We start from the raw sequence: 18162 nt of genomic DNA on the forward strand, positions 1-18162 counted from the left end.
ATGCGTTCCTCCCGGGCCCTCGCCCTCGCCGCCGTTCTGCTGTCCGCCGTTGCGGGCTGCGCGACGACCACCACCGTGCAGACCTCCTCGACGGCCGCGCCCACGCGCAGCGCGGCGACCGATCCCGACCCGTTCACCGTGCGCGCCGACAAGCTGGCTGCCGCCTGGGACGGTTCGCCGCTCCAGCAGACGTGGCAGAACGGCTACGTCACCCAGGACGACGGCGTCCGCGTCCCGTCCGGCGCGTTCCGCTCCCAGGCGGACAAGGCGGCCTTCGAGACGGGCAAGGTCCGCTTCGCCGTGCGCGTGCCGACCGGTCCGGCGCAGCAGACGGTCCGCTTCGACCGTGGCACGACGCGTACGCTCCCGGGTCTGCAGCCGCAGGACGCGCTGCGCGTCGCGGGCGGCGGCGGGCCGTGTCCGGCGTCGAGCTGCACGACCACGCTCACCGTGACTGCTGTCCAGCCGACCACACTGCGTCTGCCGACCAGCCAGGGCATGGCGACCGTTCCGGCCTGGGCGTTCCGCATCGCGGGCTACCAGGGGGAGTTCGTCGTGGCGGCGGTGCGGCCGGAGCCGGGGCCGAGCGCGTCGAATCCGCCGCAGCTCAACGGCTACGAGGGCGCCGGCCTGATCGCGGTCTCCTCCGACGGCCGGACGCTGACCCTCGGCGTGGGTGGCGGCTGCGGCCAGGGGAAGCCGACCGGGCTGGTCTACGAGACCAAGGACGTCGTGGTGGTCGGCGCGACCGGCGCTCCCACGCCGATTCCCTCCGGCACCGCCTGCGCCGCGAGCGCGACCGAGCTCCCGGTCCAGGTGCACCTCAGTGATGTGCTGGACGGCCGCACGGTGCTCGACGTTGCCGACGGGATGCCCGAACTGCCCGTTCACTGAACCTGGCTGGGCCCGGCTGAGCCCCGGGAACGAACAACGGCACCGGCCCCCCGAACTGGTCGGGGACAGGGGGCTGGTGCCGCTCAGCGCGATCAGCGCTGTTCGCCGCGTGCGATCCGGCGCCGTTGCAGGCCACGCTGGCTGACCCGGCGGATCGTCGTTACGTCAGTGCGTCATTACACGGTCAACGGACGGTCCGTCGGGCGGATCGGGGCGGGCAGCGTGGAGGCGCGGCCCGAGAGGTAGGCGTCGACCGCCTTGGCCGCGGAGCGGCCCTCGGCGATGGCCCAGACGATGAGCGACTGACCGCGGCCGGCGTCCCCGGCGACGAACACGCCATCGACGTTGGTGGCGAAACGGTCGTCGCGGGCGACGTTACCACGCGCGTCCAGGTCGACGCCGAGCTGCTCCACCAGGCCGTTCTTGACGTCCGTGCCGGTGAATCCCATGGCCAGGGTGACCAGCTGCGCCGGGATGGTCCGCTCGCTGCCGGCGACCGGCTCGAACCGGCCCTCGGTGAAGACGACCTCGACCAGGTGCAGCTGCTGGACGTTGCCGTCCTCGTCGCCGCTGAAGTGGGTGGTGTTGACGGAGTAGATCCGCTCGCCGCCCTCCTGGTGCGCCGAGGTGACCTTGAAGACCATCGGCATGGTCGGCCACGGCTGCCCGGCCGGGCGGTCCTCGCCCGGTCGCGGCATGATCTCCAGCTGGGTCACCGAGGCCGCGCCCTGGCGGTGGGCGGTGCCGACGCAGTCCGCGCCGGTGTCGCCGCCCCCGATGACGACGACGTGCTTGCCCGCGGCGCTGAGCGGCGAGTCGACGTAGTCGCCCTCCTGCACCTTGTTGGCCAGCGGCAGGAACTCCATCGCCTGGTGGATGCCGCGCAGTTCGCGACCGGGCACGTTCAGGTCGCGCGCCGTGGTGGCGCCGGCCGCGACGACGACCGCGTCGAAGCGCTCCCGCAGCTGGCGTCCGGTGATGTCGACACCCACCTCGACGCCGGTGCGGAACCGGGTGCCCTCCGCGCGCATCTGCTCGACGCGGCGGTTGACGTGGCGCTTCTCCATCTTGAACTCGGGGATGCCGTAGCGCAGCAGGCCGCCGATGCGGTCGGCGCGCTCGTACACCACCACGGTGTGCCCGGCCCGGGTCAGCTGCTGGGCGGTGGCCAGGCCCGCAGGGCCGGAGCCGACGACCGCGACGGTCTTGCCGGAGAGCCGGTCAGGGACCTGCGCCGTGACGCCGCCACGGTCCCAGGCCTTGTCGATGATGGTGACCTCGACGTTCTTGATGGTCACCGGGTCCTGGTTGATGCCGAGCACGCAGGCCGACTCGCACGGGGCCGGGCAGAGGCGACCGGTGAACTCCGGGAAGTTGTTGGTCGCGTGCAGGCGCTCGATCGCGCCGTTCCAGTCGTCACGGTAGGCCAGGTCGTTCCACTCGGGGATCAGGTTCCCGAGCGGGCAGCCGTTGTGGCAGAACGGGATGCCGCAGTCCATGCAGCGTCCGGCCTGCTTGCTGATGATGGGCAGCAGCGAACGCTCGACGTAGACCTCGTTCCAGTCCCGGACGCGCTCGGCGACCGGGCGGCTCTCGGCCAGCTGCTTGGGCGTGGTGAGGAAGCCCTTCGGGTCAGCCATTAGCCGCCTCCATCATCTTGCGGGTGGTCTCGGACTCGGAGAGTCCGTCTCGCTCGGCGGCGTCCTTGGCGGCGAGCACGGCCTTGTAGTCGGTGGGCATGATCTTGGAGAAGCGGGAGACGCCGCTGCCCCAGTCGGCGAGGAGCTCGGCCGCCACCGTGGACCCGGTCTCCTCGTAGTGCTGCTGCACGGTCTCGCGCAGCCACTCGCGGTCATCGGCGTCGGGGGCCTCGATGCCCACCATGCCGCCGTTGACGTTGGCCGGACGCAGGTCCAGCACGTAGCCGATGCCGCCGGACATACCGGCCGCCAGGTTGCGTCCGGTCTCGCCGAGCACGATCACGCGACCGCCGGTCATGTACTCCAGGCCGTGGTCGCCCACGCCCTCGACGACCAGCGTGGCGCCGGAGTTGCGGACCGCGAACCGCTCACCGGCCTTGCCGCGCAGGTGGATCCGGCCTCCGGTCGCGCCGTAGCCGATGGTGTTGCCCGCGATGACGTGGTTCTGCGCGTCGGCGCCGATCGCGGAGGCGTCCTTGGCAGGTCGGACCACGACCACGCCGCCGGAGAGGCCCTTGCCGACGTAGTCGTTGGCGTCGCCCTCCAGCCGCAGCGTGACGCCGCGCGGCAGGAACGCGCCGAAGGACTGGCCGGCCGAACCGTTGAGGGTGACGTCGATGGTGCCCTCGGGCAGACCCGCGCCGCGGTAACGCTTGGTCACCTCGTGGCCGAGCATGGTGCCGACGGTGCGGTTGACGTTGCGGACCGGCAGCTCGATCTTCACCGACTCGCCGTGCTCCAGCGCCTCCTGGGCCAGCGCGATCAGCTGGTTGTCCAGGGCCTTGTCCAGCCCGTGGTCCTGCTCGGTGGTGCGGTAGAGCGAGGAGCCGGTGTCCGGGACGTGGAGCAGCGGGGCGATGTCCAGCCCGCTGGCCTTCCAGTGGTCGACGGCGTCGGTCGCGTCGATGAACTCGGCGTGGCCGACGGCCTCCTCGATGGAGCGGAAGCCCAGCTCGGCCAGGATCTCGCGGACCTCCTCGGCGATGAACTCGAAGAAGTTGACCACGAACTCCGGCTTGCCGTTGAAGCGTTCGCGCAGCACCGGGTTCTGCGTGGCGACGCCGACCGGGCAGGTGTCCAGGTGGCAGACGCGCATCATGATGCAGCCGGAGACCACCAGCGGGGCGGTGGCGAAGCCGAACTCCTCCGCGCCGAGCAGCGCGGCGATGACCACGTCGCGGCCGGTCTTGAGCTGACCGTCCGTCTGCACCACGATCCGGTCGCGCAGTCCGTTGAGCAGCAGCGTCTGCTGGGTCTCGGCCAGGCCGAGCTCCCAGGGCCCACCGGCGTGCTTGAGCGAGGTCAGCGGCGAGGCGCCGGTGCCGCCGTCGTGGCCGGAGACCAGCACGACGTCCGCGTGGGCCTTGCTGACGCCCGCCGCGACCGTGCCGACGCCGACCTCGGAGACCAGCTTCACGTGGATGCGGGCGGCCGGGTTGGCGTTCTTGAGGTCGTGGATCAGCTGCGCCAGATCCTCGATGGAGTAGATGTCGTGGTGCGGCGGCGGGGAGATCAGACCGACGCCGGGCGTGCTGTGCCGGGTCTGGGCCACCCACGGGTAGACCTTGTGGCCGGGCAGCTGGCCGCCCTCGCCGGGCTTGGCGCCCTGGGCCATCTTGATCTGGATGTCGTCCGCGTTGACCAGGTACTCGCTGGTGACGCCGAAGCGGCCGGAGGCGACCTGCTTGATCGCGGAGCGGCGGGCCGGGTCGTAGAGACGGTCCGGGTCCTCGCCGCCCTCACCGGTGTTGGACTTGCCGCCCAGCTGGTTCATGGCGATGGCGAGCGTCTCGTGCGCCTCGCGGGAGATGGAGCCGTAGGACATCGCGCCGGTGGAGAACCGCTTGACGATCTCGCTGACCGGCTCGACCTCCTCCAGCGGGATCGGGCCCCGCCCGTCGTTGAACTTGAAGAGGCCGCGCAGCGTCATCAGCCGCTCGGACTGCTCGTTCACCCGCGAGGTGTACTGCTTGAAGATGTCGTACCGCTTGGTGCGCGTGGCGTGCTGCAGCCGGAAGACCGTGTCCGGGTCGAACAGGTGCGGCTCGCCCTCGCGGCGCCACTGGTACTCGCCGCCGATCTCCAGGCGGCGGTGGGCCGGCGCGATGCCCGAGGCCGGGTAGGCCTGGGCGTGGCGGGCGGCGTTCTCCTTGGCGATCTCGTCCAGGCCGATGCCGCCGAGCTTGGTGGTGGTGCCCGCGAAGTAGGCGTCCACCAGGTCCTGGCTGAGGCCGATGGCCTCGAAGACCTGCGCGCCGCGGTAGGAGGCGACGGTGGAGATGCCCATCTTGGACATCACCTTGAGCACGCCCTTGCCGAGCGCCTTGATCAGGTTGCGGATCGCCTTCTCCGACTCGACGCCGGTGATGAAGGTGCCCTGCGCGACCAGGTCCTCGACGGACTCCATGGCCAGGTAGGGGTTGACCGCGCCCGCGCCGTAGCCAATCAGCAGCGCCACGTGGTGCACCTCGCGCACGTCGCCGGCCTCGACGATCAGGCCGACCTTGGTGCGCTGCTTGGTGCGGATCAGGTGGTGGTGCACGGCGGCGGTGAGCAGCAGCGACGGGATCGGCGCGTGCTCGGCGTCGGAGTGGCGGTCGGAGAGCACGATCAGGCGGGCGCCGTCGGCGATCGCCGCGTCGGCCTCGGCCGCTATCTCCGCGAGCCGGGCGGCCAGCGCCTCGCCGCCGCCGGAGACCCGGTAGAGGCCGGAGAGGGTGACGGCCTTGAGGCCGGGCAGGTCGCCGTCCGCGTTGATGTGGACCAGCTTGGCCAGCTCGTCGTTGTCGATGACCGGGAACGGCACCACGACGGAGCGGCAGGAGGCGGCCTCGGCGTGCAGCAGGTTGCCCTCGGGCCCCAGGTTGGAGCCGAGCGAGGTGACCAGCTCCTCGCGGATCGCGTCCAGCGGCGGGTTGGTGACCTGCGCGAACAGCTGGGTGAAGTAGTCGAAGAGCAGGCGCGGCTTGGAGCTGAGCGCGGCGATCGGCGAGTCGGTGCCCATCGAGCCGAGCGCCTCACCGGCCGTCCGCGCCATCGGCGCGACCAGGACCCGCAGCTCCTCCTCGGTGTAGCCGAAGGTCTGCTGACGACGCGTCACCGACGCGTGGGTGTGCACGACGTGCTCGCGCTCGGGCAGCGCGTCCAGCGTGATCGAGCCCGCGTGCAGCCACTCCGCGTACGGGTGCTCCGCGGCAAGCTGGGACTTGATCTCCTCGTCGTCGACGATCCGCCCCTCGGCGGTGTCGACCAGGAACATCTTGCCGGGCTGCAGCCGGCCCTTGCGGACCACCTGGTCCTGCGGGATGTCCAGCACGCCGACCTCGGAGGCCAGCACGACCAGGCCGTCGGTGGTGACCCAGTACCGCGCCGGACGCAGGCCGTTGCGGTCGAGCACGGCGCCCACCTGGGTGCCGTCGGAGAAGGTGACGCAGGCCGGTCCGTCCCAGGGCTCGATCAGGTTCGAGTGGAACTGGTAGAAGGCGCGGCGGGCCGGGTCCATGGTGGCGTGGTTCTGCCACGCCTCCGGGATCATCATCAGCACCGCGTGCGGCAGGGTGCGTCCGCCCAGGTGGAGCAGCTCCAGCACCTCGTCGAAGGAGGCGGTGTCGGAGTGGTCCGGCGTGCAGATCGGGAAGATCCGGTCCAGGCCCTGCCCGTTCCTGTTGGCCGGGATCAGGTCCGTGGCCAGCTGCGACTCGCGGGCGGTCATCCAGTTGCGGTTGCCCTTGACGGTGTTGATCTCACCGTTGTGGGCGACGAACCGGTACGGGTGCGCCAGCGGCCAGCTCGGGAAGGTGTTGGTGGAGAAGCGGCTGTGCACCAGGCAGAGCGCGGAGGCGTAGCTGCGGTCCGAGAGGTCCGGGAAGAACGGCTCCAGCTGCCCGGTGGTCAGCATGCCCTTGTAGACCAGGGTGCGCGCGGAGAGGGAGGGGAAGTAGACCCCGGCCTCGCGCTCGGCGCGCTTGCGCACCACGAACGCCACCCGGTCCAGCTCAAGGCCCGCCTTGGCGCCTTCGGCGTCGGTGACGAAGAGCTGGCGGAAGCGGGGCATGACCGAACGCGCGGTGGCGCCCAGCAGGTCCGGGCTGACCGGGACGTCGCGCCAGCCGAGGACGGTCAGGCCCTCCTCGGACGCGATCGTCTCGATGGCCGAGACGGCGGCCGCGTCGGCGGCGTCGTCGTCCGGCAGGAACGCGATGCCCACGGCGTACTGGCCCTGAGCGGGAAGTTCGAACCCGAGCTCGGCGGCCTTCTCGCGAAGGAACGCGTCCGGAACCTGGGTCAGGATGCCGGCGCCGTCGCCGGAATCCGGTTCGGCGCCGGTGGCGCCGCGGTGTTCGAGGTTGCGCAGGACGGTCAACGCCTGCTCGATGATGCGGTGCTCGGCGACTCCGCTCAATGAGGCGACGAACCCGACGCCACAGGCGTCGTGCTCGTTGCTCGGGTCGTACAGGCCCTGCTTGGCGGGGCGCGCATCCGCCAAGGCCGCGTAGGGGCGTGGGGCGGGGCGCGAAGACGCAGGCAGCATCGGCTCTCCCGTCGTCGTGATCGGCATGATCGGCTCGGCATGGAGTCAATTCACATGCGCATCCGGGACGACGCTGGCCCTTAGCGTGTGCGGGTGGTGCAGGTTACATTGTGCCGGAGATTCCACTCAGTGGATTTTCAAGTCCACGATATGGACTCGCCGGCGGATCAGGCCATGGGTGGGGCCTAAGGGGGAAGGAGTTCCTGACACGTCGCACACCCAGGGTCACGGGGTATTCGGACGTCCTCGCAAGTGTGCCCGATCGCCGTGCTCGCGAAACAGACCCTTCACGTGTTTGTCGCGTGTGAGTAAAACCACGCAGGGTGAGACCAGAAGGGGCGCGGGGCCATAAAGCCGCACCGCGCCCCTGAAGTGTTCCAACTAGCCGACGTGGCCGCCGATGAGCTGTCCCAGCAGGAACGTCACTCCTGCCGCCGCGCCGCCGAGCGCCAGCTGGCGCAGCCCGCTGAACCACCACGTCCGCGCAGTGACCTTGCTGACCACGGCGCCGCAGAGGAACAAGCCGGCGACCGACAGCACCACCGCGGGCAGCAACGAGGTCGCGCCCAGCAAGTAGGGAAGCAGCGGCAGCAGCGCGCCGAGCCCGAAGGAGATGAAGGACGAGACCGCCGCGACCAACGGCGACGGAAGGTCGTCGGGGTCTATGCCCAGCTCCTCGCGGGCATGGACGTCGAGCGCACGCTCGGGATCGGCGGACAGCTGCTGGGCGACCTCGAAGGCGAGGCGCGGTTCGACGCCGCGGTCGACGTACAGCTGTGCCAGCTCGGCGAGCTCCGCCTCCGGGTTGCGCAGCAGTTCCCTGCGCTCGATCTCCAGCTCCGCCTGCACCAGCTCGCGCTGCGAGGCGACGGAGGTGTACTCGCCGGCCGCCATCGAGAAAGCACCGGCGGCGAGACCGGCCAGGCCGGTCAGCACGACCACGTTGTTGCTCGCGTGACCGCCGACGACGCCGGACATGAGCGCGAAGTTCGACACCAGGCCGTCCATCGCACCGAACACCGCCGGGCGCAGCCAGCCACCGTTCACGTCGCGGTGGTCGTGCTTGTAAGCCTCTGCGGTCTCGGCTATGTCCTGGGCGCTCATGGGCATCATCGTTGTCACGTCGATGAACGTAACCTGCTCGCGCGCTCATTTCCAGCAAGGCAGGACTGCCTTACCACCGCTCTGACCTGGGAAGTTAGGCCTTCCTTGCCTTAGTCGACCGCCGCGGGGACGCAGCCTGCGGTGCTCTCGGCCGCCACCTGGGGAGCGCTGACGCGAGCGGGAGGACCGACGGGACGCGACGTCGGACCGAGCCTCTTGATCAGCCGTCGTCCGACGCCGATCATCGGGGTCTCCACCCTCGCGTACAGCAGGTCGGCGATGGCCAGGGAGGCCAGCGCGACCACGGCGGCGAAGAGAGGTGTAGCCCGGGCCACGAGCGCGGCCGGGACGAGGGCGGCCACGACGGTCGTGGCCAGGGCCTGGACCAGGAGAGACCGTAGGAGCGCTCGCCGACCACGACGAAGGGCCGCCGGGACAGCAGCCACCGGCCCGGTCCCGGTGCCAGCAGGCCCGGCAGCAGCAGCGCGACGCCGACCCCGTAGATGAGGATGGGCGTCTGCTCCCCGTGGAACCGGGTGACCAGGGCGGGGATGCTCGCGTGCAGGGCCAGGAAGCCGACGGCGACCGCACCGGCGACCAACGGGTGCGTCAACGGGCTGACCAGCGCGAATCCTCGCGGACTGTGCAGGACCAGTGCGAGCAGCGCGCCGATCAGCAGGACCCCGTAGTGGACGCCCATCCCGGACCAGGTCTGGTTGTAGGGAACGAGGACCAGCACGAAGGCCAGCAGCGCGAGGGGGATCCGCAGCCGGGCGGCCACCGCGCCGACCGCGACCAGCAGCAGCGGCCAGACCAGGTAGAACTTCCACTCGATCCCGATGGTCCAGGTCTGGAGATAGGGGACGCCCGGCGGGATGTGGTACTCGTTCATGAACAGCAGGAAGTGCGGCAGGTGCTGTTTCAGTGCCGCCCACTGCCCGGCCTGGTGGTAGGCGGCGATCGCGGTGAACAGCAGCACCAGGTAGTACAGCGGCATGATCCGGAAGACGCGCCGCAGGTAGAAGTCGCGCAGCGAGATCCGCCCGTTCCGGTCGTGCTCGCGCAGCATCAGCGTGGTGATCAGGAACCCGGACACCACGAAGAAGATGTGCACGCCGATCCAGCCGGACAGGAAGCTGCTCTGCGGTCCGCCGGTGTGGAAGAAGACGACGATCACCGCCGCGACGGCCCGCAGACCGTCGAGCGCGTCGAACCGTCGGAGGGCCAGGAACTCGGCGTGGGTGAGCCTGCGCATCGCGGATCATCGTAGCGAGCCGCCCGGCCTGCACGGGGTCAGGCCTCCCCAGAACAACTCCACACCCGGGTGACGGGGCGGGCCGTTCCCGCTACGCCGCCGCCGGCTGGGCGAGCCGCCCGTCGACCATCTCCAGCACCCGGTCGGCCGCGCCGAGTTGGGCCTTGTCGTGGGTGACCATGACCGTCGCCGTGCCGTGCTCGCGGGTGATCCCGGACAGCAGGGAGACGATCTGCTCGCCGCGCTCGTGGTCCAGCGCGGACGTCGGCTCGTCGACCAGCAGCACCGACGGCTCCGCGAAGAGCGCGCGGGCGATGTTGACGCGCTGGCGCTCGCCGCCGGAGAGCTGGTGCGGGCGGCGGTGCTGCTTGCCGTCGGTGAGGCCGACCGAGGCCAGCAGCTCCTCGGCGCGCGCCGCGACCGCACGCGGCCGCCCGCCGCGCAGGTGGGCCACGGCCTGCAACTGCTCGACGGCAGTGAGCGAGGCGATCAGGTTGGACTGCTGGAACACGATGCCGATCCGGTCCCGGCGCAGCGCGGTGCGCTGCCGCCCGTCCATCGCGGTCGCGTCCTGACCCGCGATCAGAACCCGTCCGCTGTCCGGGGTCTGCAGCGTCGCGGCGACGGCCAGCAGGCTGGACTTGCCGGAGCCGGACGGGCCGACGACGGCGACGAACTCGCCCGCGCCGACCTCCAGCGAGACGCGGTCCAGCGCGGTCAACCGGCGGTCGCCGTCGGGGTAGGTGAGGACGATGTCATGAAGAGCGAGGTTCATCGGTTGGCTCCCAGGGCGGTCAGCGGGTCGACGGAGGTGATGCGGCGCACGGCGAGGGCCGCGCCGGCGAGGCCCAGCAGGACCATGACGACGACGGGCACCGCGACCGTCGCCGCGCCGAGGGTGAACGGCATCCCGGTGCCGCCCAGCAGCGCTCCCCCGCCGAAGCCGATCAGCGCTCCGGTGAGCGCGCCGCCCAGCAGCATCGCCAGCGCCTGCGCCAGGGCGTCGCGGACCAGGTAGGCGCTGGACGCGCCGACGGCCTTGAGCACCGCGATGTCGGCCCGGCGCTGCACCGTCCAGACGGTGAAGAACGCGCCGACCACCAGTGCGCTGACCGCGAAGAGGAAACCCTGGATCAGCTGCAGGCTGCCCTGCTCGGCGGAGAAGCCGTCGATACCGGCGAGCGCGGCGCCGCGGCTGACCATGTCGGTGTTCTGCGCCTTGTCCAGCGCGTTCAGCGTGGCGGCGTCGGCGGTGCCGGGATCGACGGCGAGCGCGTTGGGCTGCTGCGCGCCCGTCACCTGCTGCCAGGTGGCCTGCGGCGTCCAGACGCTGGGCGCGTGGCCGTAGGAGCGGTCGTCGGTGATGCCGGAGACGGTGAGGGTCCGGCCGCCCACGGCGACCTGGTCACCGGTCTTGATCCCGTCCGTCGACGCGACCTTCTGGCTCACGGCGACCTGCCCGTCCTGCGGGGCCGTGCCGGAGGCCAGCGGCGGCAGCAACCCGGCGGGCGCGCCGAGCACGCTCACCGAGGTCGCGCCGAACGAGCCGGTCAGCCGGGACATGGCCACGCCGAGCGGCTGCACCGAGCCGATGCCCGGCGCCGACTCCCAGGCACGCTGCTGCGCGGCGCTGATGGAGCTGTTGCTGAACGACACCTGCGGAGTCGCGCCGCCGGGCGCGCCGAAGACGACGTCGGCGGCGGGCAGTTGCGCGATCGCGGAGGAGGAGTCGGAGGCGAGGCCGCCGGTGAGTCCGTAGAGGAAGACCACCAACGTGGTGATGAGCGTGACGACCGCGCCCATCAGGGCGAAGCGCCCCTTGGCGAAGCGGATGTCACGCAGGGCGACGAACACGGTGAGGACTCCTCGATGGTGCCGACTCGGTTTCCCGGGTGTGGGCTGACGTACTCCACGCTCGCGTTTTCGCCGCCGCTTTCCATCAGGGAGACGGTCGGTTCCGAATCAACCGAAAGGTTGATAGCCGGGCCCGTCGTCCTGTCGGTGCCGGGACGTAGGGTCGACGGCATGAGCAGCACCGACGCGCGTCCCGCGCACCCCGACCAGCACGACCCGGCGCAGATGCCCGCGCTCCGGTTCATGCGGGTGGCGCTGCACGCGATGTTCTACGCACTGCTCGTGGTCGGCTGTGTGGGCGGCGGGGTCGCCGCCTGGTCGTTGGGGGTCGCGCTCGGTGTCGCCTATGCGGTGGGCGGCCGGTTCGCGCGCCAGGGCGGCGGTGGCCCGGACGCGTCGCGGACGCCGATGCTGGCCTGGCTCGGCCTGATCACCCTGCTCTGGCTCGCACTGGCCGCGGTCTCGCCGTCGGCGGGCTACGTCGCCTTCCCGCTGTACTTCCTCTATCTGCACCTGCTGCCGCCCAGGTGGTCACTGCCCGCCGTGGTGCTGGTGACGGGCGTGGTCATCGCCGCCCAGTCCGGTACGTCGGGCGGGCTGACCGCGGCCAAGGTGATAGGCCCCTGCGCCGGCGCGGCCGTCGCGGTGCTGACCGCCTACGGCTATGCGGGGCTGTACCGGGAGAGCCGCAGACGCCAGGCACTGATCGACGATCTCGTCCGCACCCGCGACGAGTTGGCCGCGACCCAGCGCGAGGCCGGGCGGCTGGCCGAACGGCAGCGGCTGGCGCGCGAGATCCACGACACCCTCGCCCAGGGCCTCTCCAGCATCGTGCTGCTGGCCCGCTCGGCGGAGTCCGCGCTGCCGTCCACCGTGGCCGGCGGCCCTGCGGGCGAGCGGGTCCGCGAGATCGGTGCGACGGCGAGCGCCAACCTGGCCGAGGCGCGCCGCTTCGTCGCCGCGCTGACCCCGCCGCCGCTCCAGGACGCGACGTTGGCCGAGGCGCTGCGCCGGGTCACCGCCGGGTTCGGTCCGACGCCCGAGGTCGCGTTCCACCTGGACGGCGAGCCGTACCCGCTGCCGGTCGAGGCGGAGGTCGCCCTGCTGCGGCTGACCCAGGAGGCGCTGGCCAACGTCCGCCGCCACGCGCAGGCGCGACGTGCGGCGGTCACCCTGGCCTATCTGGACGACCAGGTCACGCTCGACGTCTTCGACGACGGCGTCGGGTTCGCCGCCGACGCCGTGCCCGACCCGGGCAGCGTCCCCGACGCGGTGGACGGGCGTCCGCGCTTCGGCCTGCACGGGATGCGGGAGCGGATCGCGGAGTTGGGCGGCAGCCTCACCATCGAGTCCAGCCCGGGCGAGGGCACGGCCGTCGCCGTCGCGCTCCCGCTCACCGCGCTCGACGCGCCCCAGAGCCCCGCTCCTCCCCTACCTGCACCCGCGCCCTGACCGACCGCCCTGCCTCTCCCCTCTCCTCCCCTTCCCGGAGCCCCGCTGTGATCACCGTCCTGCTCGTCGACGACCACCCGGTCGTCCGCCGTGGTCTGCGGGCCCTGCTGGACGAGCTGCCGGAGCTGGAGCCGGTGGGCGAGGCGGCCGACGGAGCCGAGGCGCTGCGGCTGCTGGAGCAGTTCGAGGCCGAGGGCAGGCCGCGCCCCGACGTGGTGCTGATGGACCTTCAGATGGGTTCCGGCATGCACGGCGTGGATGCCACCCGCCGGATCACGGCCCTGCCCGACCCGCCCGCCGTGCTGATCCTCACCACCTACAGCACCGACGCCGACATCCTCTCCGCCGTCGAGGCCGGGGCCACCGGCTATCTGCTCAAGGACGCCCCGCCGGAGGAGCTCGCCGCAGCGCTGCGCGCGGCGGCCAAGGGCGACACGGTGCTCGCCCCGCCCGTCGCGGCCCGGTTGCTCGGCCGCGTCCGGTCCAAACGGCCGACGCTCTCGCCGCGCGAGTCGGAGATCCTGGAGCTGCTCGCCGAGGGGCTGGCCAACCGTCAGATCTCCAAGCGGCTCTTCATCAGCGAGGCCACCGTGAAGACGCACCTGGTCCACATCTACGACAAGCTCGGCGTGGACAGCCGCACCGCCGCGATCGCCGCCGGAATGCAGTCGGGGCTGATCCGGCCCAGATAGGCAGCCGGATCAGCCCCGTCGGCTGACACTACTGATGGTTCGTCAGGAGCCGCTCGGGCTCGGCGCGGCCGCGTTGTTGTGCGCGGTCGGCGAGGCCAGCGCCGCGGCGCTCGGGCCCGAGAGGGTGCCCAGCGGCTTGCCCTTGTTCGCCTCGTCCACCCAGGCGGTGAAGGCGGCGGGCGAGATCTGCTGGTTCTTGTAGCTCGGGTAGGCCGGGGTCCCGTTCAGCAGCACGGTCGGCGTCGAGGTGTAGCCGGACTTGCCGAAGTCGGTCTCCACGGCGGTGACCCAACTGCCGTAGGCGTTGCCGTTGACACACGATTCAAAGCTCGGTGTGTCGAGTCCGGGGACCTGTTTGGCCAGGCTGATCAGGACGGTCTTGTTCGCCCAGGCGTCGACGGTCTCGTCGGGCTGGTTGGCGTAGAGGACGTCGTGGTAGTCGTGGAACCTGCCCACGTTCTGCGCGCAGCCCAGCGCGTTGGCCGCGTTCTTCGACCCGGACCCGTTGTCGTGCGTGTCGATGAACGACACCACGTGGTACTGGATCTGGATCTTGCCCTCGGCCAGCAGCTTGTTCATGGTCTGCTTCATGCCGGACTCGAACTGCTCGCAGGCCGGGCAGCGCGGGTCCTCGTAGACGGTGACCGTCGAGGGCGCGTCGGTCGCGCCGACGGGGATCACCAGCTTGGTGTTGCCGATGGTGCCGCCGGGCGCCTGGGTCGCGGCGTTGTAGCTGCTGGAACGGCCGTTCTGGATCAGGATCCCGATCGCGACCAGCACCACGATGACGGCCAGCACGGCGCCGATGATGCCGTACTGACGCTTCTTCCGGGCCTTGGCCTCCTGTTTGGCGCGTTCTTCCTGCATCTTGGCACGGGCGCTGCGCTTGCCCTCGTCGTTCTTCTGACTCATCAGTTCGTCTGTCATCTGTCTGCTCGGTTCTGCGTCGTGCGCGGGGGACGAGGCTGCCGGCTAGCGCCTCACTGGTCGACCAACCAGGCGTCGAGGGAGAGGCGGCTCTTCGGACGCCAGACCAACCAGGCCACCAGCAGCAGGAATCCGCAGTCGCGGAGGATCTCCTGCCAGTACTCGGTCTGCGAGGCCGCGACCGCACCGCCCCCGCCGAAGCACCCGCAGTCGATCGCGATCCCGCGCGCCCAGACGGACGCGATGGCGGCGATGTAGACCAGCAGCAGTACCCCGGAGATGACCGCGACGATCCGGGTGCCGAGACCGACCACCAGCAGCAACGCCAGGGCCAGCTCCAGGAAGGGCATGCCGTAGCCGATCGGGTTGACGAGCGACTCCGGCAGGATCCGGTAGACCCGGACCGCCTGGGCGGCGGCCTCCGGGTCGGAGACCTTGGCCAGTCCGGCCCAGGCCCAGACCACTGCCAGCCCGAGCCGTACCGCCGTGCTGATCCACGGCACCGCCCCGGCCCACCGCCCGTCCGGACCGGTGGTCCGGCCCGGCGTGTGCGCCGGCTGCTCTGTGATCACCGGTGCTCGCCTCCCTCTGACGCCTCTTAGGCAATACGGACTAATCCTGCCGTATCATCCGTAATCGGCTCGGATCATTGGCCGCGATTCGCTGCGTTCTCGACAAATCGCTGCAGCGCACCCGGATCGTTCAGCAGCTCCGGGTGCGCCCACAGGTCGACCTCGGTGCCGTCGAGCAGCATCGACGGCGTGCCATGGTGCACACCTGACGTGTCGTAGACGTGCTGTGCGGCGTCGACCCAGGGCTTCCAGTAGAGCGTGCGAACCTCGGCGTCGAACGCCGCGCCGCGCAGCCCCGGCACGTGCGAGGCGATGTCGAGCAGCCGCGCAGGGGTGAACCCGTCCACCTCCTCGGCGGGTTGGTTGGCGAAGAGCAACGCGTGGAACAGCGGAAACCCGCCGTGAGCGAGAGCGGCGCGGGCCGCGTCCGAGGCGAGGACCGCGCCGGGACCGGGCAGACGTTCGTCGAGTGACGACTCGATCACGTAGTGGACGAGCAGCTGGTGACGTGCCATCAGCATCCGCAGCGTCGGCCCCTGACGGTTCTCGAACGGGCCCGTGCTGTCGCAGCGGTAGTCCTCGAAGAGGGTGAGCTGGACGGGCGCGTCCGCGTAGCCGACGTCGACGGTTGCGCCGTCGTCGTCGAGGCGCGCCGGCAGCCCGAGCGCGACCGCCCGGTCCGCGAGGTCGTCAACGGCCTGCCCCGGCTGCGGCTTCACCCCCGGCTTGGGGTTGGGCTTGGACTGGGGGTTGGGCTTGGGCTTCGCAGCCGGCCTGCCGTGGGGCGCGGTCGCATGGTGGTGGCCGCGATGGCCGCCGTGATGGGCGCGGTGGTGTGCACGGGCCTGGGCGAGTGCCGAGTCGAGGTCCGCCTCGGCGGCGAGGGCCGCGACCAGCACGACCGCGGCGACAGCGGCACGGACCACCATGGCGCGTTGCGAACCTGCCACAGCGGAACCTCCTTCTGATCACGTCCTGATCGCAGCTGAGTGCTTCTGCACGTCACCTGCCGGATCATGAACGAGAAGAAAGGCGCACCCCGTGCGCGCCACGCTCCACGTCACCGGAACGAGTGAGGGCGCGGCAGCCCGTCACCGAGCTGCCGCGCCCTGCGCGCGTGGTATCGCGTCGTTACCGCTTGCGGACCCCCTGGGCCAGCTCGGCGGCGAGCTCGCGGACCGCCTCGTAGCCTGCGTCCTCCGACGGAGCGTCAAGAATCCGCTGCACGAAGGCCGACCCGACGATCACACCGTCGGCGAAGGCGGCCACCTCGGCGGCCTGCTCCGCGTTGGAGACGCCCAGGCCGACGCAGACCGGCAGGTCCGTCGTCCGGCGGGTGCGCTCGACCAGGTCCTCGGCCATGGCGCCGACCTGGGTACGCGTCCCGGTCACGCCCATGACCGCCGCGGCGTAGACGAAGCCGGTGCCCTTGGCGGTGATCAGCGCCAGGCGCTGGTCCTGGCTGGACGGAGCGACGACGAAGACCGTCGCCAGCCCGTGCTCGGCCGCCGCAGCGAGCCACTCGTCGGCCTCCTCGACCGGCAGGTCCGGCAGGATGCAGCCGACCCCGCCCGCCGCCGCCAGGTCCGCCGCGAAGCGGGCCTGACCGTAGCGGTCCACCGGGTTCCAGTAGGTCATCACCAGGATCGGCACGGTCGGGTTGGCCTCGGTGACCGCGCGGACCGTGGCCAGCACGTCCTTGATCCGGATGCCGTTGCGCAGCGCGATGTCGTCCGCGGTCTGGATGGTCGCGCCGTCCAGGACCGGGTCGCTGTGCGGCAGACCGATCTCGACCACGTCCGCACCGCCGTCGATCACCGCCTGCACGGCCTTGGCCGCGCCGGGGATGGTCGGGAAGCCGGCCGGGAGGTAGCTGATCAGCGCGGCCCGGTTCTCCGCCTTGGCGTTCGCCAGCGTCGTGGTGAGCAGGGCGTTGGTCACTGGGCACCACCGGAGGTCGCGTCAGAGGTCGAGTCGTCGAGCAGGCCGAAGTACTGCGCTGCGGTGTGCATGTCCTTGTCGCCACGACCGGACAGGTTGACCAGGATCACCGCGTCCGGGCCCAGCTCGCGGCCCAACTCCAGGGCCCCGGCGAGGGCGTGGGCGCTCTCGATGGCCGGGATGATGCCCTCCGTGCGCGAGAGCAGCCGCAGCGCGTTCATCGCGTCCGCGTCGGTGCACGGCCGGTACTCGGCGCGGCCGGAGTCCTTGAGGAAGGCGTGCTCCGGGCCGACACCCGGGTAGTCCAGACCGGCGGAGATCGAGTGCGACTCGATGGTCTGGCCGTCCTCGTCCTGCAGCACGTACGTGCGCGAGCCGTGCAGCACGCCCGGGTCGCCCTTGGTCAGGGTGGCCGCGTGCTTGGGCGTCTCCACGCCCTCACCGGCCGCCTCGATCCCGATCAGCCGGACCCCGGCGTCGGGGATGAAGTCGTAGAACGCGCCCATCGCGTTGGACCCGCCGCCCACGCAGGCGACGACGGCGTCGGGCAGCCGCCCGGTCCGCTCCTGCACCTGCTCGCGCGCCTCCTGGCCGATGACCCGGTGGAAGTCCCGGACCATCATCGGGAACGGGTGCGGCCCGGCCACGGTGCCGAAGAGGTAGTGCGTGTTGTCGACGTTGGCGACCCAATCGCGGAACGCCTCGTTGATCGCGTCCTTGAGCGTCCGGCTGCCGGACTTCACCGGCACGACCTCGGCGCCGAGCATCCGCATCCGGGCGACGTTCAGCGCCTGGCGCTGGGTGTCGACCTCGCCCATGTAGATGGTGCAGTCCATGCCGAAGAGCGCGGCGGCGGTGGCGGTGGCCACCCCGTGCTGACCTGCGCCGGTCTCGGCGATCAGGCGGGTCTTGCCCATCCGCCTGGTCAGCAGGGCCTGGCCGAGCACGTTGTTGATCTTGTGCGAGCCGGTGTGGTTCAGGTCCTCGCGCTTGAGCAGGATGCGGGCGCCGCCCGCCTCCGCGGAGAAGCGGTGCACGTCGGTGAGCGGGCTCGGGCGGCCGGTGTAGTCCTTGAGCAGGGTCGACAGCTCGGCGGCGAAGGCGGGATCGGCCTTGGCCTTCTCGTACTCGTCGGCCACCTGCTCCACGGCGGCGACGAGCGCCTCCGGGATGAAACGTCCGCCGTACGCGCCGAAGTAGCCGCGCGCGTCGGGGACGGATGTCACGTCGGACATGGGTG

Annotated in this window: 14 protein-coding genes; 3 read left to right on the forward strand and 11 right to left on the reverse strand. The window is 71.2% G+C overall.

Features of this window, described 5'->3' with window-relative positions; genetic code table 11:
* Entirely contained in the window at positions 1 to 894 is an 894-nt protein-coding gene (locus I2501_RS23145) for a hypothetical protein (RefSeq protein ID WP_196196098.1), read from the forward strand.
* Positions 895 to 1070: 176 nt separating this feature from the next.
* On the opposite strand, the gene I2501_RS23150 is transcribed toward I2501_RS23145, so the two are convergent.
* The 6 genes from I2501_RS23150 to I2501_RS23175 form a co-directional block, all read right to left on the reverse strand.
* Entirely contained in the window at positions 1071 to 2534 is a 1464-nt protein-coding gene (locus tag I2501_RS23150) for a glutamate synthase subunit beta (RefSeq protein ID WP_196196099.1), read from the reverse strand.
* Positions 2527 to 7050 carry a glutamate synthase large subunit gene (gltB, locus tag I2501_RS23155; protein WP_196196312.1) on the reverse strand — a complete coding sequence of 1508 codons (4524 nt, stop codon included), beginning with the start codon at positions 7048 to 7050 and terminating at the stop codon, positions 2527 to 2529. The genes I2501_RS23150 and gltB overlap by 8 nt, the downstream gene beginning before the upstream one ends.
* Before the next feature lie 456 nt (positions 7051 to 7506).
* Positions 7507 to 8229: a VIT1/CCC1 transporter family protein gene (locus tag I2501_RS23160; RefSeq protein WP_236047034.1), complete on the reverse strand. Its 723-nt coding sequence runs from the start codon at positions 8227 to 8229 to the stop codon at positions 7507 to 7509.
* Positions 8230 to 8470: 241 nt separating this feature from the next.
* On the reverse strand, positions 8471 to 9484 hold the full coding sequence (locus I2501_RS23165; RefSeq protein WP_196196100.1) for an acyltransferase family protein: 1014 nt from the start codon (positions 9482 to 9484) through the stop codon (positions 8471 to 8473).
* Between the two features lie 91 nt (positions 9485 to 9575).
* Positions 9576 to 10259, reverse strand: a complete 684-nt coding sequence (locus tag I2501_RS23170) for an ABC transporter ATP-binding protein (RefSeq protein ID WP_196196101.1) — start codon at positions 10257 to 10259, stop codon at positions 9576 to 9578.
* Positions 10256 to 11338: an ABC transporter permease gene (locus I2501_RS23175; protein ID WP_196196102.1), complete on the reverse strand. Its 1083-nt coding sequence runs from the start codon at positions 11336 to 11338 to the stop codon at positions 10256 to 10258. Before I2501_RS23175 ends, I2501_RS23170 begins: the two co-directional genes overlap by 4 nt.
* A gap of 171 nt (positions 11339 to 11509) precedes the next feature.
* Between I2501_RS23175 and I2501_RS23180 the strand changes: the two genes are divergently transcribed.
* Both I2501_RS23180 and I2501_RS23185 read left to right on the forward strand, forming a co-directional pair.
* Entirely contained in the window at positions 11510 to 12790 is a 1281-nt protein-coding gene (locus I2501_RS23180; protein ID WP_236047036.1) for a sensor histidine kinase, read from the forward strand.
* A gap of 47 nt (positions 12791 to 12837) precedes the next feature.
* Positions 12838 to 13482, forward strand: a complete 645-nt coding sequence (locus I2501_RS23185; protein WP_196196103.1) for a response regulator — start codon at positions 12838 to 12840, stop codon at positions 13480 to 13482.
* 42 nt (positions 13483 to 13524) lie between these two features.
* Here the strand turns inward: I2501_RS23185 and I2501_RS23190 are convergent, their stop codons facing one another.
* From I2501_RS23190 to trpB, 5 genes are all read right to left on the reverse strand, one after another.
* Positions 13525 to 14394 carry a DsbA family protein gene (locus I2501_RS23190; RefSeq protein ID WP_196196104.1) on the reverse strand — a complete coding sequence of 290 codons (870 nt, stop codon included), beginning with the start codon at positions 14392 to 14394 and terminating at the stop codon, positions 13525 to 13527.
* A 68-nt stretch (positions 14395 to 14462) separates the two neighbouring features.
* Positions 14463 to 14981, reverse strand: coding sequence for a MauE/DoxX family redox-associated membrane protein (locus I2501_RS23195; RefSeq protein WP_328806554.1), 519 nt, complete (start codon positions 14979 to 14981; stop codon positions 14463 to 14465).
* Positions 14982 to 15055: 74 nt separating this feature from the next.
* Entirely contained in the window at positions 15056 to 15931 is an 876-nt protein-coding gene (locus tag I2501_RS23200; protein ID WP_196196105.1) for a DsbA family protein, read from the reverse strand.
* A gap of 181 nt (positions 15932 to 16112) precedes the next feature.
* Entirely contained in the window at positions 16113 to 16922 is an 810-nt protein-coding gene (gene trpA, locus I2501_RS23205) for a tryptophan synthase subunit alpha (RefSeq protein WP_196196106.1), read from the reverse strand.
* Entirely contained in the window at positions 16919 to 18157 is a 1239-nt protein-coding gene (trpB, locus tag I2501_RS23210; protein WP_196196107.1) for a tryptophan synthase subunit beta, read from the reverse strand. The genes trpA and trpB overlap by 4 nt, the downstream gene beginning before the upstream one ends.
* Positions 18158 to 18162 lie beyond the last annotated feature (5 nt).

It is taken from the genome of Streptacidiphilus fuscans, from assembly GCF_015690355.1.
GTDB classification, from domain to species: Bacteria; Actinomycetota; Actinomycetes; order Streptomycetales; family Streptomycetaceae; genus Streptacidiphilus; species Streptacidiphilus fuscans.